Origin of the sequence: Rasiella rasia, assembly GCF_011044175.1 — a bacterium.
Classification (GTDB): domain Bacteria; phylum Bacteroidota; class Bacteroidia; order Flavobacteriales; family Flavobacteriaceae; genus Marinirhabdus; species Marinirhabdus rasia.
This window is the reverse complement of sequence record NZ_CP049057.1, coordinates 1,465,455-1,489,010: the sequence shown is the minus strand read 5'-3', so window position 1 is coordinate 1,489,010 and position 23,556 is coordinate 1,465,455. Positions and strand designations below refer to the sequence as shown.

Genomic DNA, 23,556 nt, shown 5'->3' with positions numbered 1-23,556 from the left:
GCATACCAAACTGCAGTAGCGTATTACAAAGTGAAACTACAAACAACCATACCACTAAAACCAGTAGCTAACCAAATTAACTACGACTCAAAAATTTTGTTAATTGGGTCTTGTTTTACAGAAAATATTGGCGAAAAATTAGCGTATTTTAAGTTTCAAAGTAGTGTAAATCCGTTTGGTATTGTATTTCATCCTCTAGCGATTGAACAACTTATACACCGTGCAATACACCAAACCTTGTTTACCGAAACTGATGTATTTGAACGTGACGGACAATGGTTTTGTTTTGAAACTCACTCTTCTGTTACAGAAACTTCAAAAGAGCAGCTAATTGCATTGTTAAATAATACGTTGCTTGAGTTTGCTTCGTATGTACGACAAACGTCACATATTATTTTTACCTACGGTACGGCTTGGGTTTATAGGCATGTGGCTTCTAACGCTGTTGTGGCCAATTGTCATAAACTCCCGCAGAAAGAATTTACGAAGGAATTACTTTCAATGCAGGAAATTTCAGCAAGTATAGCACGTACAGTTTCATTACTTTCTGAAATAAATTCGACAGTAAAAATTATCACCACGGTTTCGCCAGTACGACATCTTAAAGATGGTTTTGTAGAAAACACTCAAGGCAAGGCGCATCTCATTGCAGGCATCCACACATTTATGAATCAAAAACCGATAATTGATACGCTTCAAACACATTATTTTCCTTCTTATGAAATTATGATGGATGAGCTAAGAGACTATCGTTTTTACGGAGAAGACATGATACATCCTTCTAAAATAGCGGTAGATTACATTTGGGATAAGTTTCAGTTGGTTTGGATTGCTTCGGAAACTCTACAACTTCAAAAGGAGGTTGATGTTGTTCAAAAAGGATTACAACATAGACCCTTTTATCCCAATGGTGAAGCCCATGTAAACTTTCAGCAAGACCTGCAGCAAAAAGTAGCGACACTACAAACAAAGCTGCCTCACGTAACCTTTGACTAAAAGAGTTTTACTACTCACCAAATAACATCAAATACGTCAATTGCCCTATTGAATTGCCCTACAGCAGTTTGCACATTTGTACCATAAACTTAAAAACCTTATTTATGAAAACCTTAAAACAAATTAGTCTAATCTTATTGATGAGTTTAGCTGTAGTAGCATGTAAAAAAGATGACGACGGTGGAGAAGATCCAGGAGAAGCAACTGGAACATTGACTGCTAAAATTGATGGCGCTACACTAACAGCAGATATTGCGGTGCAGGCACAAATTACTAACAGTCCACAAGGAGATGTATTGACTATTTCTGGTGGTACTTCGCAATCTGAGAATTTGCAAATGATTATTCAAAATTTTGATGGTGTAGGCACTTATGATCTAAGCTTTATAAATATTGGAACCTACAGTTATTTGCCAGACCCAAGTAATCCAGATCCGAATACGGTCGTGATATACCTTTCTCTTAATGGTACAGATGCTACTGGAGAGTTAAGAGTTTCAAGCTTTGATGGAAATTCTATTGAAGGAACTTTTAATTTTACTGGGTATAAACAAGACGATGCAACCGATACTGTTGAAGTAACAGAGGGAAAATTTAATTTAGAAATTACTAATAACAACTAACCAACCCATTCAAGAAAATCTCAGTGTTGAGGTTTTTACGTGGAGCCGGGAGCGGAACAATTTGTTCTTCTTCCGGTTTTTATTTCACAAATAAATAAACGTATAGCATCAAGCATATTTATTTTCACCACACACCACACACCACACACCACACACCGTTCACCACTAAATACGTCAATTGCCCTATTGAATTGCCCTAGTCTATGTAGCATCTTTGGCATATCAATTAGTAAAAACCACGATTATGAAACTTTCAACAATACTTAAGACCATGTTATGTGTTCTCTTTATAGGAAACATAGCAATTGCTCAAAAAGCAGAAACTCCAGATTTTCGCTACGATACAGGAGCAAAAATTAATGAAATGACTTTAACACAAGGAGGTACCATGGTCGTAGCAACCAATGACGGACTTGTGGGTATTAAACCAGGTAGCAATGAATTGCTTTTCAATTTTACAGACTACGGACGTGTAAAACCAGAAGAGCTAACCTTTGTGCCGTATGCACCGTACGTAATGGTGGGCCAAACAGGATTTGCAAGTATTTCTACTAAAAAGGCAGTGATAGACTATATGTCGGGTAAGAAATTGTTTAGCACAGAAGAAAATGGATGGAAAAATGTAATGTCGTGTGACGTTATGATGCCGCAAAATAAACTGGTGGTAAGTGGTCAGAGAACGTCAAAAGAAAAATTTGCCATGCAGGTTGCAGTATACGACCTAAACACTGGCGGTGAAGATTACCGATTTAATTTAGGAGATCCTAATCGTGTGGGAATTGCCAAAGACTTTAGTGTAACAGGAAGACCTTTATTGCTGAAAGATTATTTAATTGTACCTACGGCGCAAGGGCTGGTTGCGAAAAAAGCAAAAACGGGAGAAACACTTTGGGACAACAAACTGAAACGAGTGCAATGGATGGTTACCAATGCATCTGAAACAGACATATACGCGTTTATTACAAACGATAACAAATCGAATACAAAAATTTACAAGGTTGGAACCAACGGACAAGAACTGTGGGAAGATGAAGCCAAAGTAAAAGGTATTGTAACCAACTTCGAAATATTACCACAAGGGCTCGCAGTAGTTAGCAATACCTACAATGAAGGAAAAAGTGTGTTTGCAGGAGCTTCAGAATCTAAAATTGCCATGCTAAGTGCTACTAATGGTGAAGACATGTGGGATAAGGCTCCAAAAACGAAAGGGTATGTACAACACTTCTATATTATGGAAGATGGTATTCTCTTCGGAATACAGCAGGGAGGTATCAATAAGATTTCATATGATGGTAAGACGCTTTTCAAAAAGCCACTTAAAACAGGTGAAAATATCTTGACCATGGCCGAAACAGATCAAGGTTTAATTTATATCACTTCCGAAGATGCTAACATTGTGAATATGACCACTGGAGAGAAGGTTTGGGATAAGCCACTAAAATACAAAAGAGCAGACGCTGTTTCATCTGGGTTTGACGCTAAAAACAATCGTTACTTAATTAGTGCAGATGAAAAGTTATTCGCTGTAGATGCTGCAAGCGGAAATGTAAGTGATTTTGCGAAAACAAAATTTGAAGGCAAAGAAGCTCCTACACTAGTTGATGTTAGAAATGGAGGAATATTACTCACAAGCGACCAGAACCTTACCATGTTAGATTGGGATGGTAAAGAATCTTGGCACGAGTATTATAGAGCTCCAGGAAAGAGCGCCTTTGGGGCAATCATTGCTGGTGTTACAGCAGTGGCTTCTGCTACAGGTAGTGTGGTAGCTGCTAATTCTTCAGTAAGAAACAGAATTGCAAAATACGACGCCCAAGCAGATCGCGATGCCGATTTAGCAGGAGGCCTTGCTGCTGCCAGTGGCGCATCTGTAGCCGAAATGTTAAAGCGGTTTAAAGCAACTGCTGCAACAGCCAACGCCCAGTTTATTTTAACTAAGCTCGATGATGGTGTTGGACTTGTTAAAGTAAATAAAGATACTGGAGCCAAAGAAAAAGAAATTGTTTTAAAAGATAAAAAGCCAGAATATCAAGTAGACGATAGAGGAGGTATTTTATACTATAAAGCAGATAACAATACCATTTTTGCTTACGACCTTAAAAAATAACCATCTAGCCAGGTTATATTTCAGAGAATAGAGTTGAGGAGTTCTATTTTCAGTAAGAAACCCCATTTAATTATGGGGTTTTTTAAATTTAGATCGATATGTTATTAAAACAAATGTTACGAGTCTCGTCAACAAACTACTTATTTTGGGGGCAGGCAATTGTATTATTAATACTGTTACTACTAGGTTATCTTAGTCCAGAGACAGTAGTTTTTGGATACTTTTTTGAAACTATTATTATTGGTAGTATCCATGCCCTTAAGTTATTCTTAGTAATTAAACATGGCAAGCCAGATGCACCCGGTTCTAACAGTATGCGAGGGTATGGCATGATTGTATTCTTTTTATTTCATTATGGTATGTTTGTAGCCATACAAATGGTTTTTGTCTTTACATTTTTTGATGGAACCATCGCTGGAATAAAAGGGGGCTTTGATATCTTACATAATATAAAGGTGCTCCTTTATTCTGAAGGTATGGCAATTATGCTTGGGTCGCTTCTGTTGACAAACTTAGGCTACTTTTACAATAATTTTTGGACCACCTATAAATATAGAGAATATGCGCCAGGAGATATATTCTTTAGTCCTTATGTTAGAATTTTCATTCAGCAATTTGTAGTCATTTTCACAGGTTTTTTCTTTGTGTTTTTTAATGCAGGTGTGGTTGCTGCGTTGCTTCTAATTATAATAAGGTTGGGTGTTGATTTGCTAATTGTTTCAATAAAAAAGGATAGTAATTTTTTAAAACTACTTTCTGAAAAATTAGCACGTCCAGATCAGTCGCCAGAAGAAATAAAGCGTCAATTAGAGAAACTTTCAGAATAAAAAATGAAACTATCAGAATTCATAGATTTTTCTAAATACTGAAAAATAAGGCAGGTGTCGTATAGGTTAATTCACTCATTTTTTGGAAATTTATACCTCTTAATCTCAAAATCAATTCTTTATGAAGACGTTAGTACAGTGCCTCATTGTTTTGTTCGTTGGCGCTTTAAATGCGCAAGTACAGCAGCCAAAGCCACCAGGCAGTACAAATACAACCAATAAGGTAACTACCCCGAAAGCACCTACGGCAAGCACTGCTACTAAAACTTCTACAACTAAAAGTGTATGTGTAACGGGAGATTGTGTGAATGGTTTTGGAAAACAGGAGTTTGGAACTGGGTATTACGAAGGGTTTTTTGAAAATGGCCTTCCTCATGGCCCTGGGTACGAAACCTATAAAAACGGATACTATTTAGGATATTATAATAAAGGAAAACTAGAAGGTTTTGGAAATTATGGGTGGAACGACACAAAAAACTTATATCGCGGTATGTGGAAAGATAACAAGCGAGAAGGTTACGGATATATGCTTTCAGGCGATAACAAACTAAAACATGCTGGCTATTATGTGAATTCTGAAATACAGACAAACCAAGGTTTGGATTATATCAATAATGTACGTTCTGGAAGTTGTATTGGAAACTGCAATACAGGATATGGTTCGTATACGTGGGAAAATGGTGATAAGTACAATGGCTTTTTTAAAGATGGAAAGCGTGTAGAATTTGGTTCGTATTTCTATCCAGATGGTGGTGTTTACCACGGCGAGTTTAGTAATGGTAGTAGACACGGACAAGGAAGTTATCTATGGAGCTCTGGTGATTACTATTTAGGAGGATGGAGTAATGGAAAAAAGCACGGAAAAGGCATTTATTATTATAAGGACGGAACCGTAAAACATGGTACTTGGAACGAAGACACTTTTATTAATTAAGTGTTTTTCCAATTTCTTATACCTTTAAAAAACAATTTTCAACATAACTAAAACAATATACGCATGAAAATTTCAGTAAAATTAACAGTATTATTTTGCATACTAGTAGCTACGGCCTTCGGGCAAGTGCCTACACCAAGTCAAGGAGGTGCAACAAATACACCTTATAAAAAGACAGGTGAAATGGGCTATGAAGTGAGAAGTGCCAATGGAGAGTGGCTTACAAATTTAATGGATCTAAAATTTCTGAAGACTTCTACGTTAAGTGTTTTAGATAAAACAAATAGAACAATCTATCTGTTAGAAGGTTTTGAAGATACCCCAATTGGTAGTATGGGTAACGCCAAAGTGTTAGCAACCAACGTTGCAAAAGATTTTTACATTACCAATCCAAATTCTTTTGCCAACTATGTGAATGACACCTATGTGAGTAGTGGTAAGTTTACCAACGTTAACGGTAGTTACGTTTATTATTATCCGGGCACCAATAAAACCTATTATTTAGATGGAATTAGACATTTTCCAGATTGGGGGGCCAAAAGTACAAATGCATTGCCTTTCTCTGAAACGAATACATATTGGACTCGCAATTCTGAAGAAGATACATACCATATTATTAAAGAAGGTAAAGCGCTTAATTATGAAAGTCTTACCACCGAGAAAAGTGGTAATGATTTACTTGTGAAAGATAATGGAACCTACGTTTACAAACTTCCGGGATACTACACTACAGCTTCCTACGTGTATAAACCTGTAGAAAAATATGGGTCTTCAACACCTACAGACACGGCAACTACAGAAGGATGTGTTCGCGGTAATTGCCAAGATGGTTGGGGTAAATATCAATACAGCGGTGGGTATTATGATGGTTTTTGGGTAAATGGAAAAAAGGACGGATACGGTCTCTATAAGTGGGTTGGTACTGGAAAATATATTGGCAATTGGAGTAGCGACCAAATGAATGGGTATGGTATCTACATCGCCGATAACGAAGATAATATTGCTGGCTGGTATAGTAACGGCCAACTAAATGGAGTTGGGTATACTGTTACTGGCGATGTATGGGAACAGGGTTTGTATGTAGACGGAAATTTAACAACTCCCTATACATACTATTCTAACGAGGTAGATACAGGATGTACTGCTGGAGATTGCCAAAATAAATATGGTAAGTACGTTTGGAGCAATGGAGATACTTATATAGGTTTTTATAAAGATGGAAGAATGAATCTTGGTACCTATACGTTCGCGAATGGAGATAAATATAGCGGTACTTTTAATAGTGAAAATCAGTTTGATGGCTTTGGAAGATATTTCTATGAAGGTGGCGGGTATTATGGAGGTGAATGGAAAAATGGTAAATACAACGGGAAAGGATACTACCACAGTAAAGATTATGAAAAGCAAGTAGGTATATGGAAGGACCAAACCCTAGTTAAAAACATGGAATAATTGGATATTCCTACCTATGTGAAAATTTTTAATAGGAAAGCACTATGTATTTGCATAGTGCTAATTTTTGGCTGTTTTGCTCTTGGAAATGCACAAACAACATTAGATAGTTTGCTTAAAGTTTCTCAAAAACAGCAAAAGGATGTCTTGGTTGCCACGCTAAATGAAATTTCTTGGGAGTATAAAAATTCAAAACCAGATAGCGCTTTGTATTATGCAAAAAAAGCGCTTAAAATTTCGGAATCTTTTAATTATAGCAACGGTGTGGCTTCATCATACAATAGTATGGCGGGCGTTTTTGAGTCACAAGGTAAGTTAGACAGTGCTAAAGCCTACCATTTTAAAAGTCTCAAAATTAAAGAGACCAATCAGGATTCTGTTGGAATTGCCGATAGCTACAACAATCTCGGTATTGTGTACGATCAGATGGCTAACTATTCAGTTGCTCTAACATACTACTTTAAAGCCCTAAAGCTTTACGAACAACACCAGACATCCTTTGATAAAGTTCCAATGGTACTTGGCAATATTGGAATTGTCTACAAAAAGCAAAAAGAATTCAAAAAAACATTGAAGTATTACGAACGGGCGCTGTCTATTTATGAGGAAAATAACTACGAGGTAGGTATTGTAATAACCAAAGGAAATATAGGTGCTTTACAACTCAAGTTAGAGGATTACGAGAGCGCTATTACCTATACCACAGAAGCAAAAGACGATTATGAACGACTTGGATACACAAGGTATGTTCCCTACCCAATATTTAATAGAGCTATTGCAAAGGATAGTTTAAAGCGTCATGAGGACGCTAAGTTAGATTTTGAACTAGCGATACGCAAGTTTGAAGAAACCAATAATCCATACGAATTATCACATGCAAATATTGGTCTGGCACATAACCAGCTATTCCGAAATAAACCTGAAGAAGCACTGCAAACACTTAACAAAGCATTGCTCATTGCAAAAGAAAATGGATTTAAAGAATTTGAAGTAAAAGCTTATCAAGGTTTAGCACGCGTTAATGCCCAACTTAAAAATTACAAGAATGCCTACGATTTCCAAGAACTATACAGAAAGGCCAATGATAGTCTTTTTGAAGTTGAAAAAACAAAAACCATTTTTGAATTAGAAACAAGATATGAGACTCAGAAAAATGAAAATATAATTTTGCAACAACGAGCCGATCTTGCCGAAAAAGATTTAGAAGCCAGACAAAAAAATACGTTCATTTTTGGTAGTTTATCATTAGCTGTGGTGTTCGGTCTCTTAGGATACCTATTTTATAAGCAGCAAAAACTAAGAAATAGACAACTAAAAAAAGAAAGCGAATTACAAACCGCACTTGCGCGTATTGAGACTCAAAACAAACTGCAAGAGCAGCGTTTAAGAATCTCCAGAGATTTGCATGATAACATAGGCTCGCAACTTACTTTTGTAACCTCTTCTGTAGATAATTTAAAATATGCCCTTGATGGTTCTAACGAAAAAGTAACCACCAAATTAGGAGATATTAGCAATTTTACAACACAGACTATCTATGAGCTGCGGGACACTATATGGGCAATGAATAAAAACACAATAAAGGCAGAAGACCTTCAAGTACGTATAGCCAATTTTATGGAAAATGCAGGAAAGTCTCACGACCAAGTGACCTTTAAATTTAATGCTGCAGATAGTATTTCTGAAGTAATCTTTACCTCTATTCAAGGAATGAATTTATACCGCATCATTCAGGAAGCGGTCAACAATGCTTTAAAGTATGCAAATGCAAGTCTAATTTCAGTAAAAATAGAAGCAATTGATACACCACAGGAATTTTCCGAAGCTACAGCCAATCCAAAAATGCAACTCACTATTAAGGATAACGGACTCGGATTTAACGAAGCCACTATTGAGGCTGGAAACGGACTCGCAAATATGCGAAAGCGAGCACGAGACTTGGGAGGTAGTGCCACAATAACTGCAACTCTAAATGAAGGAACAACGGTAAAGGTGGTGTTTTAAAAGTACGGCAATTGTCGTATCGTTTGCATCCAGTTCATTACATATCTTTACCCTATGATTTCTGGTTTAGAAATAGATAAAATAGCTATCATAGTAATCTTACTAGTAGTTTGTTTTGTAAGTGTTTGCATATTTTATTTTCAAAATAAAAGAGCTAAACAACTTCATATTATGACAATGAATAGCTATGAAGATGCGATGAAAGAGAATGAAGCGCAAATAAGGATTCGGAAAACACGTTTACTTCGTTACGATTTCTTAGAGCATAACCTAAACGCAGCTCTAGAACCTCAAACTAACATTAAAATACCTTAGCTACTGAACAGCTATAACGCCTAACTAATAGAATACGGCATATGCCCTATCTCTAATTGGACAGATTTAGCTACCTTTAAGTCAATAAACTAGCCAAAAGATGAGTATACGTGTAGCTATAGTTGATGATAACACCTTTTTAATTCATGCCATCAAAGAAAAACTTTCTTTTTTTGATGACATTACCATAAAGCATACGGCAATTAATGGGAGTGAGTTACTAACAAAACTAGAAGAAAGCCATCACCTAGACGTCATTTTAATGGATATTGAAATGCCTGTACTTAACGGTATTGAGACTACTCAAATTGTAAAGCAAAAGTATCCGCAGCTTAAGATAATAATGCTTACCGCCTTCGATAACGACGAAAATATATTTAACTCAATTAAAGCAGGTGCCGACGGCTATTTACTGAAAGAGATAAACCCTAAAGACTTATACGAGGGCATTAATGAGACTTTAAATGGTGGCGCTGCAATGAACCCTTCTATTGCTTTAAAAACTCTAAAACTGCTTAGAAACCCAATTGATATTCAAAACCCGAGAGACCAGGAAGAAATATCACTTTCCAAACGTGAGGTTGAGGTACTAGAGCAATTAAGTAAAGGCTTAAGTTACACGGCTATTGCAGACAATCTTTTTCTGTCGCCTAGTACAGTACGTAAACACATAGAAAATATCTACAAAAAATTACAAGTTCATAGTAAGATTGAAGCAGTTCAGAAAGCTAAAAATCACAATATTATTTAACTGGTATATTGCTGTTACAACAAGAAAGACACCTTTTAGTGAGGTGTCTTTTTTGTTGTAATGGTATGTTATATGCTGCTACAATCCAAACGCAGCTTTCACTTTATCTACATAATCTAGTTTTTCCCAAGTAAATAGCTCTACTTCCATCGTCTTACTTTCTGCGTTCGGTATATCGAAAGTTTTAGTTACAACTTCGTTCTTTCTACCCATATGGCCATATGCAGCTGTTTCAGAGTACATTGGCTGGCGTAGGTTTAAACGCTCTTCAATGGCAGCAGGGCGCATGTCAAATAATTCAGTTACTTTCTTAGCAATGGCTCCATCGGTCATAGATACTTTACTGGTTCCATAGGTGTCTACAAATATGCCCATTGGTTCTACCACACCAATGGCATAGCTTACCTGTACTAATACTTCGTCACAAAGACCGGCAGCAACAAGGTTCTTCGCTATGTGTCTTGTGGCATAGGCCGCAGAACGGTCTACTTTACTTGGGTCTTTTCCGCTAAAAGCACCTCCACCATGGGCTCCTTTTCCGCCGTAAGTGTCTACAATAATTTTTCGTCCCGTAAGACCAGTGTCTCCATGAGGTCCGCCAATAACAAATTTTCCTGTAGGGTTAATATGGTAGGTAATGTCGTCTGTAAATAATGCTAGAATTTCGGGCTTAAGCTGCGCCTTAACTCGTGGTATAAGAATTTCAATAATATCGCGCTTAATTTTTGCTAACATGGCGTCGTCATCGCTGTCAAATTCGTCATGTTGCGTTGAAACTACAATAGCGTCTATACGCACGGGAGTGTTGTCGTCATTGTATTCAATAGTTACCTGACTCTTCGAATCTGGGCGTAAATATTTTATTTCGTTTCCTTCTCTTCGAAGTGCGGCAAGTTCTTTAAGGATTCTGTGCGACAAATCGAGCGCTAAAGGCATGTAATCTTCAGTTTCTTTGGTTGCATAGCCAAACATCATACCCTGATCACCAGCACCTTGCTCATCTTTACTCGCACGATCTACACCGCGATTAATATCGTCGCTCTGTTCGTGTATTGCCGAAAGTACACCACAAGAATTACCGTCAAATTGGTATTCGCCTTTGGTGTAGCCAATAGCATTAATTACGTCCCGAGCAATTTTCTGTACATCAAGATAAACAGAGCTCTTTACTTCTCCTGCCAGAACTACTTGTCCTGTAGTAACAAGAGTTTCGCATGCAACCTTACTCTGAGGGTCGAAAGCTAAAAAGTTGTCAATAAGTGCATCACTAATTTGATCTGCTACTTTGTCTGGGTGACCTTCAGAAACACTCTCTGAGGTAAATAAATATGCCATTACTTATATTTTATAATTTAATAGTATGTGCCGAAGAAGATTTGACGAAAACGTCGAAGGAAGTTTACACTGCCTTTAGCATTTTTTATCGAGGTTGCAATCAGTCAAATCTTTCCTCTTAATGGCGACAAAGGTACAGAAAGAAAACTAAAAATAAAATTTCTTATAGCTTCTTTAACACCGCACGCTGCACCGTTGTAATTGGGTAAGAAATCACTTCCGTTTTACGCTCGTCTGTAGTATAACTAAGGCGTTTACGTTCTTTTGGGGATGCCACAATTTCAAAAACCATATGCTCAGATTCAAAGGTGATAAAGGTGGTGAGTATGGTGCCATTTACTTCAAAAAGAGCGTACATTCTATTGCCAATTACTTTATCGTCTAGTATAATGCCGTTGTTTTCGTCAACAACATATGTCCCTTTTTCTTCATTTTCGACACGCAAAGTATAGTCGCGCACTTGCTTTGTTGTTTCTTCCCCATAGATAAGTGTATAGGTATAAGTACCCACAGAATCTGTTGGCATTAAATGAAACTCCATAGGAATCTTTTGATTGCTATTTTCTGAAGAAATAGCCAACATACCTGCATATTTTCCGAAAAAATCATCTGGAAACTGAGCAGATTTTTCTTGAGAAACTGCTGAACACACAAAAAACACAGAAAAAATGACAAGATGTAATACCTTCATATACAAATACTTAAATTAAATTTGACGTGCTAATTTTTAAAAATACGAGAATTTATTAGGAATTTTGCTCGTACTTTCACAATATTTGTACTCACAAAGTTCAAATCTTTATTGAATTGTTATCAAGAAAGGTGGAGGGATTAGACCCTTTGAAACCTTAGCAACCTGCCTACTATGGGAAAGGTGCTACATTCTACACCAGCAAAGCTGGGGATAGATAACGACAAACTACATATTCATTTCGAATTGTAGGGACTCAATTCTTACTAACAATTTTTCTAAAAGAGTACGCCTAACGGTGCATTTTGACTTTTGGCTTAATTTATTAATTCAAAAACTAGAAAAATGAGTGCAACAAAAATTATTCATTCCATTCCAAGCGACCCACTTACGGGCGCAATTTCGGTGCCTGTGTACCAAACATCAACGTTTATTCAAGACGCACCTGGCGTAAATAAAGGCTTCGATTACGCCAGGAGCAACAACCCAACACGTAAGGTCTTAGAAGACGTGGTGGCAAAATTAGAAGGAGGAGACGGTGCCTTTGCCTTTGGTACAGGCTTAGCAGCTATAGATGCGGTTCTAAAGTTACTTGCAACTGGTGACGAAATTATAGCGGTAGACGATATTTATGGTGGTGCCTACCGGTTGTTTACCCATGTATACGAAAAATTAGGTGTTCAAATTAGATACGTAGATACCACTAACGTAGCAAATGTAGCGAATGCAATAAGCACAAAAACCAAGCTCATTTGGTTAGAATCTCCTACAAATCCAACTTTAAAGGTTTCAGATATTGAAGCTATTTCAAAAGTTGCACAGCAAGTTGGTGCCTTATTGGTTGTAGATAATACGTTTGCAAGCCCTATTGCACAACAACCCTTTTCGTTAGGTGCAGACATAGTTATTCATAGCGGAACCAAATATATTGGCGGTCATAGCGATTTAGTGGCTGGGCTTGTAGCAACCAAAACAAAGGAACTTTCAGAAAAAATAAAATTTATCCAGAATGCATCTGGCGGAATTTTAGGTCCGTGGGATTCATTCCTCACAATTCGCGGTATTGAAACATTAGATATTCGGTATAGAAAACAATGTGAAAACGCACAAAAAGTAGCCGAATTTCTTCTGAAATGTGAAGCTGTTAACGATGTCTATTTTCCTGGATTAGCAACGCATAAAAACCATAAAATTGCGAAAAAACAACAAAATGGACTCTTTGGAGGCATAGTCTCTTTCAGTTTAAAAAATGATACCGTAGAAGCAGCAAATACATTCGTAACAGCTACCAACTATTTTAAGTTAGCAGAAAGTTTAGGGGGCGTAAAGAGTTTGCTTTGTCATCCTCCACAAATGACGCATGCCAGTGTACCAAGAGCTCGTAGACATAAGGCGGGTATAAAAGACTCGCTAATTAGGTTGTCTTGTGGAATTGAAAATAGCGACGATCTACTTCAAGATTTGGAGAATGCCTTCAAAAAAATTGAAACAACACAAGTTGCAGAAGCCCTTTAATTATTGAACGATGCATACAGAAACCATACATATTTCAGAAGAGAGAATTAATATAACCGAACTACAAAGATGTCACGTTTATGTGGCGATTTTTGGACATGGAAAAGTTGGAGAGGCATTTTTAGAGCAACTATTTGCCCGCCAGCAACAACTTATTGAAAATAAAAATTTAGAAATTACCGTTTTTGCACTGGCCAATTCAAGCCAAGTTTTGTTTAAAAAAGATGGAATTGATTCCAATTGGCAACAAGAGAAAATAAAGAAAGGAGTTTCCTATTCGGTCCACGATGTCATTGACTTTGCTACACAAAACAAATTCGAAAACTTAATTGCAATAGATAACACAGCAGATAACGCTTTTACTCAAAACTATGAGGCTCTAGTAGCCAATGGCTTTCATCTGGTGTCTTCTAACAAACATAAAAATACCAATAGCTGGGAAGAGTATCTCAAGTTGAGAAGTCTGCTAAAGACATACGAAAAAAACTATTTGTACGAAACCAATGTTGGTGCGGGGCTACCCCTAATAGATACCATAAACCTGCTACACCAATCTGGTGAAAACATTACACGTATTCGTGGGGTGTTTTCTGGGTCTTTAAGTTTTATTTTTAATGAATTTTCTGAAGGCAGTTGTACGTTTAGCGAAATGGTGAAAAAAGCGAAACGAAAGGGTTTTACAGAGCCAGATCCAAGAGAAGATCTATGCGGAATGGACGTGGCAAGAAAACTTTTAATATTGGCACGCGAGTTAGAACTACGTGTAGAGTTAAAAGATGTTTCGATTCAGAATCTCATCCCAAAACAACTGAGAAATGTTACCGAAGAAGCTTTCTTTCAGAACATTAAACAACTCGATTTGCCTTTCTTACTAAAGAAGAAAAATCTTAAAAAAGATTCTGTATTGCGTTACGTTGGTGATCTTCATGGCGATTTATCGCGAGAAGATGGGGGAGTTTTAGAAGTTCGCTTGCAAGAAACGCCTAAAAATAGTATGTTAGGGCAATTAAAAGGAAGCGATTCGCTTTTCGAAATTTACACAGAAAGTTACGGGTCAAACCCAATTGTCATTCAGGGTGCTGGGGCAGGGGCAGCAGTAACCGCCAGAGGTGTTTTTGGCGATGTATTGCGAATTTGTAATCAATTATAAAAATATGAAAGTTACCTTAGAAAGAAAGAATGATAATTATTTGCTCGAGGGAATTGGGGCAAATAAAATCCCGGTACTACTAGATAACAAAACCGATGAAGGAGTGCAAGGCGCAAGTCCGATGGAACTTCTACTCATGAGCGTGGGTGGCTGCAGTGCTATAGATATCATTTCAATACTCAAAAAACAAAGGCAAGAAATTACAAGTTATAAAGTTGAGGTAGAAGGAGAGCGTATAAAAGTAAAAGAAGCAAAGCCTTTTAAAGCTATGCATGTAACTATTTATCTAGAAGGAAATATTATACCTCTGAAAGCGAAAAAAGCAGCAGATCTTAGCTTTCAAAAATATTGTTCAGTATCTTTAACTATCGAGCCACAAGTACCCATCACATATGATGTAGTTGTTAATGGTGCTAAAATCGCTTAATTTATGTTATCTCGAAAAACAAAATATGGTCTTAAAGCGCTCACGTATCTCGCCAAACGAAATACGCAAGATCCTGTGCAAATTTTGGTCATTTCAGAGGCAGAAAATATATCCCAGAAGTTCTTAGAAAGCATATTACTCATCTTACGAAAGGCGGGTATTTTAGAATCTAAGAAAGGGAAAGGCGGCGGCTATTTTCTAGCAAAATCTCCACAAGAGATTACCATTGCTAGCGTGTACCGAGTTTTAGAAGGTCCCATTGCATTAGTACCCTGTGTGAGTCTAAATTTTTACGAACGCTGCGAAGATTGCCCCGACGAGCAAGCCTGTAGCGTTCATAAATTAATGGTGACAGTTAGAGATTCTAACCTGAATATTCTAGAAAATACCACCCTTGCAAGTCTCATCGCAGATGAGCAAGAATAAAATTTAAAACTAGTAGAAGAGATCTTAGTGCTCTTCTGCAGTATCGTTCATTTCGTACTGAAAGTTATCAAGAAAGGTTGAGGGAATAGACCCTTTGATGCCTTAGCAACCTCCTAATGTTATATTGGGGAAGGTGCTACATTCTATCCGTATCTTCGGAATAGATAACACCCCATTTGGTTTTACCCACCTATTCTTGATATACTTAAAATTACTGTTGCACGCTGTTGCAATGTTTGTAGTTTGGCGGGCCGCTTTGTGAAAAACAAAGCGCCTGGCTTTCGGCAGTCGCTCTCTGCGAGTAGCTCCAACAAAGCCTCAATCCCTGCCCGATTGTATACGCGCAATACATACTAAGCGAAAATAAAAACATAAAATGAAGAAGAATATCCATAAAGAATTACAAAAACGTATCCTTATCCTAGATGGTGCCATGGGGACTATGTTACAACAGTATCGATTTTCAGAAGCAGATTTTAGAGGCAAGCGTTTTGAAAACATAGCGATTTCAGTAAAAGGAAATAACGACCTGTTATCACTCACCCAACCAGAAGCTATTGCAACCATTCACAGTAAATATTTTAAAGCAGGTGCAGATATCGTAGAAACCAACACCTTTTCTAGTACAACTATTGCCATGGCAGATTATAACATGGAAGACCTCGTGTATGAAATTAACTTACAAAGCGCTAAAATCGCTAGAAAGGTTGCAGACAAATTCACTCTTCAAGAGCCAAATAAACCTCGTTTTGTTGCAGGGGCCATGGGGCCAACTAATAAAACAGCTAGTATGTCGCCAGATGTTAACGACCCTGGTTTTAGAGCAGTCTCATTTAACGAGCTTCGCATTGCATACAAACAACAAGCAGAAGCCTTGTTAGACGGAGGTGTAGATTTGTTGTTGATTGAAACAGTGTTCGACACCCTAAATGCAAAAGCAGCATTATTTGCGATAGAAGAAGTGAAAGAAGAACGCAAAATTGATGTTCCAGTTATGATAAGTGGTACTATTACAGATGCTTCAGGACGTACCTTATCGGGGCAAACAGCAGAGGCATTTTTAATTTCTGTGTCTCATATACCGCTACTTAGTATCGGTTTTAACTGTGCGCTGGGCGCCAAACAACTCACGCCTCACCTCCAAGTTATTGCCAACCGTACCAACCTCGCAGTGTCGGCGTATCCAAATGCCGGATTACCAAATGCGTTTGGTGACTATGATGAGAGTCCGAAAAAAATGGCTGCTCAAATCGAAACGTATCTTGAAAAGCAACTTGTTAATATCATTGGAGGTTGCTGTGGTACAACACCAGAGCACATTACAGCAATTGCAACTTTAGCTGCCAAATATCAACCTAGACCCCTAGCGCTAGAAACGAATAACGTATTATGATACCAACAAAACAACATTTAGAGGAGGCCATAGCAACAGTTACCCCCTTTGTTCATCAAACTCCTATAGTAACGTCTTCATCTTTAAATGAAATCGTTGGTGCGCAGCTATATTTTAAATGTGAGAATTTCCAGAAAATGGGAGCTTTTAAAATGCGCGGAGCCGTGCATGCCATTCAAAACCTATCTCACGCGCAGAAAAAAGCAGGTGTGGTAACCCACTCATCTGGTAATTTCGGACAAGCAGTTGCGCTAGCAGCAAGAATTTTAAAGGTACAAGCATATGTTGTTATGCCCGAAAATGCCCCTTTAGTAAAGAAAGAAGGGGTTAAAAGCTATGGTGCCCAAATTACTGAATGTGAAAGTACATTAGCAGCACGTGAAGCAACGGCAGCAGCTATTCAACTGAAAACAGGTGCTACATTTTTACACCCCTCTAATAACATCGATGTAATTCTGGGTAATGCTACTGCGGGAGCCGAATTGCTTCAAAAGCATGCCGATTTAGATTTTTTGTTGACACCTGTTGGGGGTGGTGGTTTAATTGCCGGAACAGCATTAGCTACTCATTATTTAAGTGGTAACTGTAAAACAATTGGTGGTGAACCTTTTGCTGTAGACGATGCTTACAGGTCTTTGCAATCGGGTAAAATAGAAACCAACCAAACTACTCAAACAGTGGCCGACGGACTTAGAACTAATTTAGGGGATCTCAATTTTCCAATTATCCAGGAATTGGTTTCAGAAATTATCCGGGTTGAAGAAGATGAAATTATTCATGGTATGAAACTAATTTGGGAGCGCATGAAAATTGTTGTTGAGCCTAGTAGCGCGGTGCCATTTGCAGCGGCGCTTCGAGAAAAGGACCATTTCAGAAATAAAAAAATAGGCATTATTCTTTCAGGTGGAAATGTAGATGTATCCAACTTGCCATTTTAATAATTCTTATGAACTACTACAATAAATAATGATACAATCCCACCAGCAAGCAATGCATAACAATCAAGCCAGATGGCTTAAATTATCGGGTTTAGAGCCTTTAATTATCACTCCTGAAAGTAATTTCATTAATGTGGGTGAGCGTACCAATGTAGCAGGATCAAAAAAGTTTCTACGTCTTATAAAAGAAGGAAATTTTGACGAAGCATTAAGCGTAGCGCGAGAGCAAGTAGAAGGAGGCGCTCAAATTATAGATGTTAATATGGACGATGGCCTTATTGACGGTAAGGAGGCAATGGTAAAGTTTCTAAACCTTATTATGGCAGAACCAGATATCGCCAGAGTCCCAATCATGATAGACAGCTCAAAATGGGAAATCATCGAGGCCGGACTTCAAGTTGTACAGGGCAAATGTGTGGTAAATTCAATTAGTCTGAAAGAAGGGGAAGCGCTGTTTATAGAACAAGCTAGAAAAATTAAAAGATATGGTGCTGCAGTCATAATTATGGCGTTCGATGAAGTGGGACAGGCAGACTCATTTCAACGTCGTATCGAAATTGCTGAACGCTCATATCGCGTATTGGTAGATGTTGTTAATTTTCCTCCAGAAGATATTATTTTCGACCTTAATGTTTTTCCGGTAGCCACAGGAATGCAAGAGCATCGTAAAAATGCTGTCCACTTTATTGAGGCTACGCGATGGGTACGCACTAACCTGCCCCATTGCAGTGTAAGCGGAGGAGTAAGTAATGTTTCATTTAGTTTTAGAGGTAACAATACAGTTCGGGAAGCGATGCACTCTGTCTTTTTATACCACGCTATCCAGGCTGGTATGAATATAGGTATTGTAAATCCTACCATGTTAGAAGTATATGATGAGATTCCTAAAGATTTATTAACCTACGTAGAAGATGTTGTCTTAGACCGCCGTGAAGATGCAACAGAACGCTTACTAGATTTTGCTGAAACCGTTATAGACAAGGCCAAAGAAAAAACGGTAGATGATGGGTGGAGAAATACACCACTACAGGACAGAATTACAAGAGCCTTAGTGAAAGGAATTGACCAATATATTATTGAAGATATTGAAGAAGCGCGACAGAGCGTAGATAAACCTATTGCTGTTATTGAAGGACATTTAATGATAGGAATGAACGTAGTTGGTGATCTTTTTGGAAGTGGTAAAATGTTCTTGCCCCAAGTGGTGAAGAGTGCACGAGTAATGAAAAAAGCAGTGGCCTATCTAGAACCCTATATTTTTTCTGAAAAAGATGCAGTGACAAATTCTGCCGGAAAAGTATTAATGGCAACTGTAAAAGGTGATGTACACGATATTGGTAAAAATATTGTTTCTGTTGTTCTAGCGTGTAATAATTATGAAATTGTAGACCTGGGTGTAATGGTACCACCAGAGCAGATTATTGCACAAGCAAAAGAACATCAGGTAGATATTGTGGGGCTAAGTGGTCTAATTACTCCTTCATTAGATGAGATGGTTTTTCTTGCCAAAGAAATGCAACGTCAAAATTTTGAAGTGCCCTTACTTATTGGAGGCGCTACCACCAGTAAAGCCCATACAGCCGTAAAGATAGATCCGCAATACAATCATGCCGTTGTACATGTAAACGATGCTTCTCGGGCGGTTACTGTGGTTGGTGATTTGCTTCAGAAAGATAGAAAGGCAGGCTATACAAGAAATTTAAAGGAAGAATATGCCACATTTAGAGAACGCTTTTTAAGCAGGCAACAGATAAAAACGTATGTTTCGCACAAAGAAGCGCAAGCCAACAAATTTAAGATCGATTGGAATCCTGCAGAAATAGTAAGGCCAAATACATTAGGAATTCAGGTGTTACAAGATTTCGATATGGAAAAGTTACGTTCTTTTATAGATTGGACACCTTTTTTTAGAAGTTGGGATTTACATGGACGCTACCCTGATATTCTACAAGATAGCATTGTGGGAAACCAAGCAACAGAGCTCTTTGCCGATGCGCAAGAACTTTTAGATAAAATTATTTCTGAAAAATTGCTTAAAGCCAAAGCTGTTTTCGGTTTGTTTGAAGCAAACCAGATAAATCAAGATGATGTTGAGGTTAAAATTTCCGAAGACAATAAGATAGTCTTTCATACGCTAAGACAGCAATCTAAAAAAGCTGCCAACAGACCAAATTTGGCGTTGGCAGATTTTATAGCTCCCAAAGAAACTGGAATTCAGGATTATATAGGCAGTTTTTGTGTGTCAACTGGTTTTGGAACCGCAAAACTTGCCGCAGATTTTGAGGCAGACCATGATGATTATAATAGCATTATGGTTAAAGCTTTGGCCGATAGGTTGGCAGAGGCTTTTGCAGAATTTTTACATAAAGAGGTGCGTACCAAACATTGGGGATATGCGGTAGGTGAACAACTAACAAATGAAGAACTTATAAAAGAAACCTACAAGGGTATACGGCCCGCTCCAGGATATCCAGCATGCCCAGACCATCTTGAAAAGGAAACTATTTGGAAGCTTCTTAATGTAGAAGAAGCTATCGGGGTAACACTTACTCAAAGTTTGGCAATGTGGCCGGCAGCTTCGGTTTCTGGGTATTATTTTGCACATCCAGAGGCTCGGTATTTTGGTCTCGGAAAAATAAAATCCGATCAAGTTTCGGCGTACGCCAAACGAAAAGATATTTCAATAGAAAAAGCAACAAAATGGCTTATGCCAAATATTTCGGAATAATATGAAAGTAACAGAACATATAAAGAATGCAAACGAAAAAACACAGTTTTCATTTGAAATATTACCGCCTTTAAAAGGTCAGAATATTACTTCAATCTTTGAAGGTATTGATCCGTTGATGGAGTTTAAGCCCCCCTTTATTGATGTTACCTATCATAGAGAAGAGTATGTATATAAGGAACGAGAAGACGGCTTGCTTCAAAAAAAAGTGGTTCGAAAGCGTCCAGGAACAGTAGGGATTTGTGCTGCGATACAGAACAAATATAATGTAGATGCAATCCCTCATATATTGTGTGGCGGATTTACGAAAGAAGACACAGAGAACTTCCTGATAGATCTTGGGTTTTTGGGTATTGATAATGTAATGGCGTTACGCGGCGACGCGGTAAAGAGCGAAACCTATTTTACGCCAGAACGAGACGGCCATGCATATGCGGGAGAATTGGTGAGTCAGATTTCTGCTCTTAATAATGGGTTGTATTTAGATGATGAAATTTTAAACACCACCCCCACAAACTTTGGTATAGGAGTTGCCGGATATCCCGAAAAGCATTTGGAAGCACCTAGTTTAGATAGCGATATTCATTTTTTAAAGAAAAAGATTGAGAAGGGAGCAACCTATATTGTAACGCAAATGTTTTTTGATAATGCTAAGTATTTTCAATTTGTAGAAAAGTGTCGTGCTGCGGGTATTACGGTTCCTATAATACCTGGCTTAAAGCCTATTGCTACTAAAAAACAGCTTAACTTAATTCCGCATAGATTTAGTGTAGAGTTGCCCGATAGTCTTATCAAAGAAATTATTAAATGTAAAGACAACCGAGGCGTTCGGGAAGTGGGTATTGAATGGTGTATTGCGCAAAGTAAAGAGTTGTTGGCAAAAGGTGCTCCAATTCTTCATTATTATTCAATGGGTAAGAGTGATAATATACGCACAATTGCATCTGCTGTTTTCTAGATACTAAGCTACATTCTATAGCGTTTTTATATCAGAAATTCACTTACAATTAGTAGCGAAACCAACGGTTACTATTTCAAGATTCTTGTATATTTACGCGTTTTAAAAAATATGAAGCTTACTTTTTACTTGTTTATTTTTCTAGTGTTCTACCAAGGGGTTGTGGCGCAACAAAATGAACTTAAGTTTCATGAGGCAAAAGCTGAATATTTCTACGGAACGATAATAGAACACAACCCAGATATTGCACATTTAATTACGGGTCATCCGTCTGGGCTCATGTTAAGCTACAATAGAAAACCCTATGGTTATAATGAGTGGGAGGGAAGATATAATTACCCAGACTGGGGTTTTACCTACATATATCAGGATCTCGATAACGAATTTTTAGGAAAAGTACATGGGCTCTATGGGCATTTCAATTTTTATTTTTGGAATCGAAATTTTTCTATTGGAGTAGGTCAAGGTGTAGGATATGCTACTAATCCGTATAATCCAGACACCAATTTTGAAAACAATGCCTATGGAAGCAAGTTTTTAAGTTCTACGCTGCTCAAGTTTAATTATGTAAAAGAAAACTTAATTGACGGTCTTGGTGTAAATGTTGGAATGGGGGTTATTCATTATTCAAACGCCAACTTTAAAGCTCCAAATAATAGTACAAATACATTTTATTTGAGTGCTGGTGCAACCTACCTGTTTAACGAAATTAACTATCCAGACGCATTAGTGCCGGTAGAATGGGGAAGTGCCAACTATGCCGAGCGATTTAAATACAACCTTGTTTTTCGTAGTGGTGCCAATGAGGCGGATGTCAACGGTTTAGGGCAATACCCATTTGTTACCCTTTCTGCATTTGTAGATAAGCGTATAAATTACAAAAGCACCTTTCAGTTGGGAGCAGATTTATTTATTTCCAGAATGATTGAAGAGCTTATTAAATTTAGATCGGTTGCCTTTCCAAGTGATGGCCTTGAAGGAGGCGAAGACGCACGCAGGATAGGGGTGTTTGTTGGTCATGAACTTCGCTTTAACAGAATTGCATTCGTCTCTCAAGTAGGATATTACGTATATTGGCCCTACGAGTTTGAGAATAGAATTTATAATAGACTAGGACTAAAACGATACTTTTTTAATGACAATTTTTTCGGGTCTGTAACAGTAAAAGCGCATTACGCCAAGGCAGAGGCGGTAGAATTTAGTGTGGGTATTCGAATTTAAACGAAAATGAAAAAACTTCTATACATAGTAATTGTTGCAACAATCATTGGTTGTAGTTCTGAAAATAGTCCAGACTGTTTCCAGACAGATGGAGCGTTAATTCAATCGGAAGTGGTAGATCTAGATGTCTTTAAACGCATTATGGTTTTTGATCGTGTAAAATTATATATTTCTCAGGGCCCGGTTCAAAAAGTGGTGATTGAAACTCCCGAAAATCTATTGAATGAAGTAAATGTACGTGTAGAAGATAGCATTTTAAAGCTGAAAGATAACAACAGTTGTAATTTGTTTCGTGAATTTGAAACTACCAAAGTATATGTCACTTCACCTAATATTGATGTTATAAGAAATAGCTCGGGAAGTACCGTAGAAGACATTGGGCCTATACGTTTTGAACGTTTAGAACTTGTGTCTGAAGATAGAGAAGTAGAAGATCTATTTCATATAGATGGAGACTTCGATTTAGATGAATTAGATACCGGGGGCATCATTATTAACGCGAATGGAGTTTCTACTTTTCGGTTAAAAGGAAAAACAAGAGGTTTTCAAATAGGTCTGTTTGATGGTGATGTACGGGTAGAAGCAGAGTTTTTAGAAGCCAACAGTATCAATATTTTTCACCGAAGCACGAATAAGATTATTTGTTTTCCTAAAGATAGTATTAGAGGAACGATTTTAAGTATAGGCGATGTAATTGCCAAAAACAGACCACCCTATGTTGAGGTTGAAGAACGTTTCCGCGGAAAATTAATTTTCGAATAAGCT

Annotated in this window: 21 protein-coding genes and 2 riboswitches; of the genes, 19 read left to right on the top strand and 2 right to left on the bottom strand. The window is 37.7% G+C overall.

Annotation, left to right across the window (positions count from 1 at the left end):
• Positions 1–30: 30 nt before the first annotated feature.
• The 9 genes from G5B37_RS06735 (at position 31) to G5B37_RS06695 (ending at position 10,009) form a co-directional block, all read left to right on the top strand.
• On the top strand, positions 31–996 hold the full coding sequence (locus G5B37_RS06735) for a GSCFA domain-containing protein (protein ID WP_164679291.1): 966 nt from the start codon (positions 31–33) through the stop codon (positions 994–996).
• Positions 997–1,100: 104 nt separating this feature from the next.
• Positions 1,101–1,619 (top strand): DUF6252 family protein, encoded by a 519-nt coding sequence (locus tag G5B37_RS06730; protein ID WP_164679290.1) that lies wholly within the window; start codon positions 1,101–1,103, stop codon positions 1,617–1,619.
• Positions 1,620–1,863: 244 nt separating this feature from the next.
• Positions 1,864–3,726 carry an outer membrane protein assembly factor BamB family protein gene (locus G5B37_RS06725; RefSeq protein WP_164679289.1) on the top strand — a complete coding sequence of 621 codons (1,863 nt, stop codon included), beginning with the start codon at positions 1,864–1,866 and terminating at the stop codon, positions 3,724–3,726.
• A gap of 98 nt (positions 3,727–3,824) precedes the next feature.
• A complete protein-coding gene (locus G5B37_RS06720) occupies positions 3,825–4,553 on the top strand; it encodes a DUF6498-containing protein (RefSeq protein ID WP_164679288.1) in 729 nt (242 codons plus the stop codon).
• Positions 4,554–4,674: 121 nt separating this feature from the next.
• Positions 4,675–5,487, top strand: a complete 813-nt coding sequence (locus G5B37_RS06715; protein ID WP_164679287.1) for an MORN repeat-containing protein — start codon at positions 4,675–4,677, stop codon at positions 5,485–5,487.
• Between the two features lie 63 nt (positions 5,488–5,550).
• The gene (locus G5B37_RS06710) at positions 5,551–6,939 is read left to right on the top strand and encodes an MORN repeat-containing protein (RefSeq protein ID WP_164679286.1); all 1,389 of its coding nucleotides are present in this window, start codon (positions 5,551–5,553) and stop codon (positions 6,937–6,939) included.
• Positions 6,940–8,943, top strand: a complete 2,004-nt coding sequence (locus G5B37_RS06705; protein WP_164679285.1) for a tetratricopeptide repeat-containing sensor histidine kinase — start codon at positions 6,940–6,942, stop codon at positions 8,941–8,943.
• A 171-nt stretch (positions 8,944–9,114) separates the two neighbouring features.
• Positions 9,115–9,258 carry a hypothetical protein gene (locus G5B37_RS06700; RefSeq protein WP_164679284.1) on the top strand — a complete coding sequence of 48 codons (144 nt, stop codon included), beginning with the start codon at positions 9,115–9,117 and terminating at the stop codon, positions 9,256–9,258.
• Positions 9,259–9,358: 100 nt separating this feature from the next.
• Positions 9,359–10,009: a response regulator gene (locus G5B37_RS06695; protein ID WP_164679283.1), complete on the top strand. Its 651-nt coding sequence runs from the start codon at positions 9,359–9,361 to the stop codon at positions 10,007–10,009.
• Positions 10,010–10,087: 78 nt separating this feature from the next.
• Here G5B37_RS06695 and metK read toward each other — a convergent pair whose 3' ends face one another.
• Positions 10,088–11,344 (bottom strand): methionine adenosyltransferase, encoded by a 1,257-nt coding sequence (gene metK / locus G5B37_RS06690; RefSeq protein ID WP_164679282.1) that lies wholly within the window; start codon positions 11,342–11,344, stop codon positions 10,088–10,090.
• Positions 11,345–11,507: 163 nt separating this feature from the next.
• Positions 11,508–12,035, bottom strand: a complete 528-nt coding sequence (locus tag G5B37_RS06685) for a hypothetical protein (RefSeq protein ID WP_164679281.1) — start codon at positions 12,033–12,035, stop codon at positions 11,508–11,510.
• A 116-nt stretch (positions 12,036–12,151) separates the two neighbouring features.
• Positions 12,152–12,259, top strand: a riboswitch (SAM riboswitch).
• Positions 12,260–12,380: 121 nt separating this feature from the next.
• Here G5B37_RS06685 and G5B37_RS06680 point away from each other — a divergent pair.
• The 10 genes from G5B37_RS06680 to G5B37_RS06635 all read left to right on the top strand — a co-directional run bounded on the left by G5B37_RS06680 (position 12,381) and on the right by G5B37_RS06635 (position 23,553).
• A complete protein-coding gene (locus tag G5B37_RS06680) occupies positions 12,381–13,550 on the top strand; it encodes a trans-sulfuration enzyme family protein (RefSeq protein ID WP_164679280.1) in 1,170 nt (389 codons plus the stop codon).
• A 10-nt stretch (positions 13,551–13,560) separates the two neighbouring features.
• Entirely contained in the window at positions 13,561–14,700 is a 1,140-nt protein-coding gene (locus G5B37_RS06675; RefSeq protein WP_164679279.1) for a homoserine dehydrogenase family protein, read from the top strand.
• A gap of 4 nt (positions 14,701–14,704) precedes the next feature.
• Positions 14,705–15,127, top strand: coding sequence for an OsmC family protein (locus tag G5B37_RS06670; protein ID WP_164679278.1), 423 nt, complete (start codon positions 14,705–14,707; stop codon positions 15,125–15,127).
• 3 nt (positions 15,128–15,130) lie between these two features.
• Positions 15,131–15,553, top strand: a complete 423-nt coding sequence (locus G5B37_RS06665; protein WP_164679277.1) for an RrF2 family transcriptional regulator — start codon at positions 15,131–15,133, stop codon at positions 15,551–15,553.
• Between the two features lie 61 nt (positions 15,554–15,614).
• A riboswitch (SAM riboswitch) is annotated at positions 15,615–15,724 on the top strand.
• A gap of 205 nt (positions 15,725–15,929) precedes the next feature.
• Positions 15,930–16,946, top strand: a complete 1,017-nt coding sequence (locus G5B37_RS06660; protein ID WP_164679276.1) for a homocysteine S-methyltransferase family protein — start codon at positions 15,930–15,932, stop codon at positions 16,944–16,946.
• A complete protein-coding gene (locus G5B37_RS06655; RefSeq protein ID WP_164679275.1) occupies positions 16,943–17,884 on the top strand; it encodes a pyridoxal-phosphate dependent enzyme in 942 nt (313 codons plus the stop codon). The genes G5B37_RS06660 and G5B37_RS06655 overlap by 4 nt, the downstream gene beginning before the upstream one ends.
• A gap of 28 nt (positions 17,885–17,912) precedes the next feature.
• Positions 17,913–20,612, top strand: coding sequence for a methionine synthase (gene metH, locus G5B37_RS06650; RefSeq protein ID WP_263649857.1), 2,700 nt, complete (start codon positions 17,913–17,915; stop codon positions 20,610–20,612).
• A 1-nt stretch (position 20,613) separates the two neighbouring features.
• On the top strand, positions 20,614–21,570 hold the full coding sequence (gene metF / locus G5B37_RS06645; protein ID WP_164679274.1) for a methylenetetrahydrofolate reductase [NAD(P)H]: 957 nt from the start codon (positions 20,614–20,616) through the stop codon (positions 21,568–21,570).
• Between the two features lie 111 nt (positions 21,571–21,681).
• Positions 21,682–22,791, top strand: coding sequence for an acyloxyacyl hydrolase (locus tag G5B37_RS06640; RefSeq protein ID WP_164679273.1), 1,110 nt, complete (start codon positions 21,682–21,684; stop codon positions 22,789–22,791).
• A 6-nt stretch (positions 22,792–22,797) separates the two neighbouring features.
• A complete protein-coding gene (locus G5B37_RS06635) occupies positions 22,798–23,553 on the top strand; it encodes a head GIN domain-containing protein (RefSeq protein ID WP_164679272.1) in 756 nt (251 codons plus the stop codon).
• Positions 23,554–23,556: the final 3 nt, after the last annotated feature.

Excerpts from the sequence above, each read along its gene's own strand:
- G5B37_RS06635 (WP_164679272.1), top strand. The coding sequence starts at position 22,798 with ATGAAAAAACTTCTATACATAGTAATTGTTGCAACAATCATTGGTTGT.
- G5B37_RS06710 (WP_164679286.1), top strand. The coding sequence starts at position 5,551 with ATGAAAATTTCAGTAAAATTAACAGTATTATTTTGCATACTAGTAGCT.
- G5B37_RS06675 (WP_164679279.1), top strand. The coding sequence starts at position 13,561 with ATGCATACAGAAACCATACATATTTCAGAAGAGAGAATTAATATAACC.
- G5B37_RS06640 (WP_164679273.1), top strand. The coding sequence starts at position 21,682 with ATGAAGCTTACTTTTTACTTGTTTATTTTTCTAGTGTTCTACCAAGGG.
- G5B37_RS06730 (WP_164679290.1), top strand. The coding sequence starts at position 1,101 with ATGAAAACCTTAAAACAAATTAGTCTAATCTTATTGATGAGTTTAGCT.
- metF (WP_164679274.1), top strand. The coding sequence starts at position 20,614 with ATGAAAGTAACAGAACATATAAAGAATGCAAACGAAAAAACACAGTTT.
- G5B37_RS06670 (WP_164679278.1), top strand. The coding sequence starts at position 14,705 with ATGAAAGTTACCTTAGAAAGAAAGAATGATAATTATTTGCTCGAGGGA.
- metH (WP_263649857.1), top strand. The coding sequence starts at position 17,913 with ATGATACAATCCCACCAGCAAGCAATGCATAACAATCAAGCCAGATGG.
- G5B37_RS06715 (WP_164679287.1), top strand. The coding sequence starts at position 4,675 with ATGAAGACGTTAGTACAGTGCCTCATTGTTTTGTTCGTTGGCGCTTTA.
- G5B37_RS06695 (WP_164679283.1), top strand. The coding sequence starts at position 9,359 with ATGAGTATACGTGTAGCTATAGTTGATGATAACACCTTTTTAATTCAT.
- G5B37_RS06655 (WP_164679275.1), top strand. The coding sequence starts at position 16,943 with ATGATACCAACAAAACAACATTTAGAGGAGGCCATAGCAACAGTTACC.
- metK (WP_164679282.1), bottom strand. The coding sequence starts at position 11,344 with ATGGCATATTTATTTACCTCAGAGAGTGTTTCTGAAGGTCACCCAGAC.
- G5B37_RS06725 (WP_164679289.1), top strand. The coding sequence starts at position 1,864 with ATGAAACTTTCAACAATACTTAAGACCATGTTATGTGTTCTCTTTATA.
- G5B37_RS06680 (WP_164679280.1), top strand. The coding sequence starts at position 12,381 with ATGAGTGCAACAAAAATTATTCATTCCATTCCAAGCGACCCACTTACG.
- G5B37_RS06665 (WP_164679277.1), top strand. The coding sequence starts at position 15,131 with ATGTTATCTCGAAAAACAAAATATGGTCTTAAAGCGCTCACGTATCTC.
- G5B37_RS06720 (WP_164679288.1), top strand. The coding sequence starts at position 3,825 with ATGTTATTAAAACAAATGTTACGAGTCTCGTCAACAAACTACTTATTT.
- G5B37_RS06685 (WP_164679281.1), bottom strand. The coding sequence starts at position 12,035 with ATGAAGGTATTACATCTTGTCATTTTTTCTGTGTTTTTTGTGTGTTCA.
- G5B37_RS06700 (WP_164679284.1), top strand. The coding sequence starts at position 9,115 with ATGACAATGAATAGCTATGAAGATGCGATGAAAGAGAATGAAGCGCAA.
- G5B37_RS06660 (WP_164679276.1), top strand. The coding sequence starts at position 15,930 with ATGAAGAAGAATATCCATAAAGAATTACAAAAACGTATCCTTATCCTA.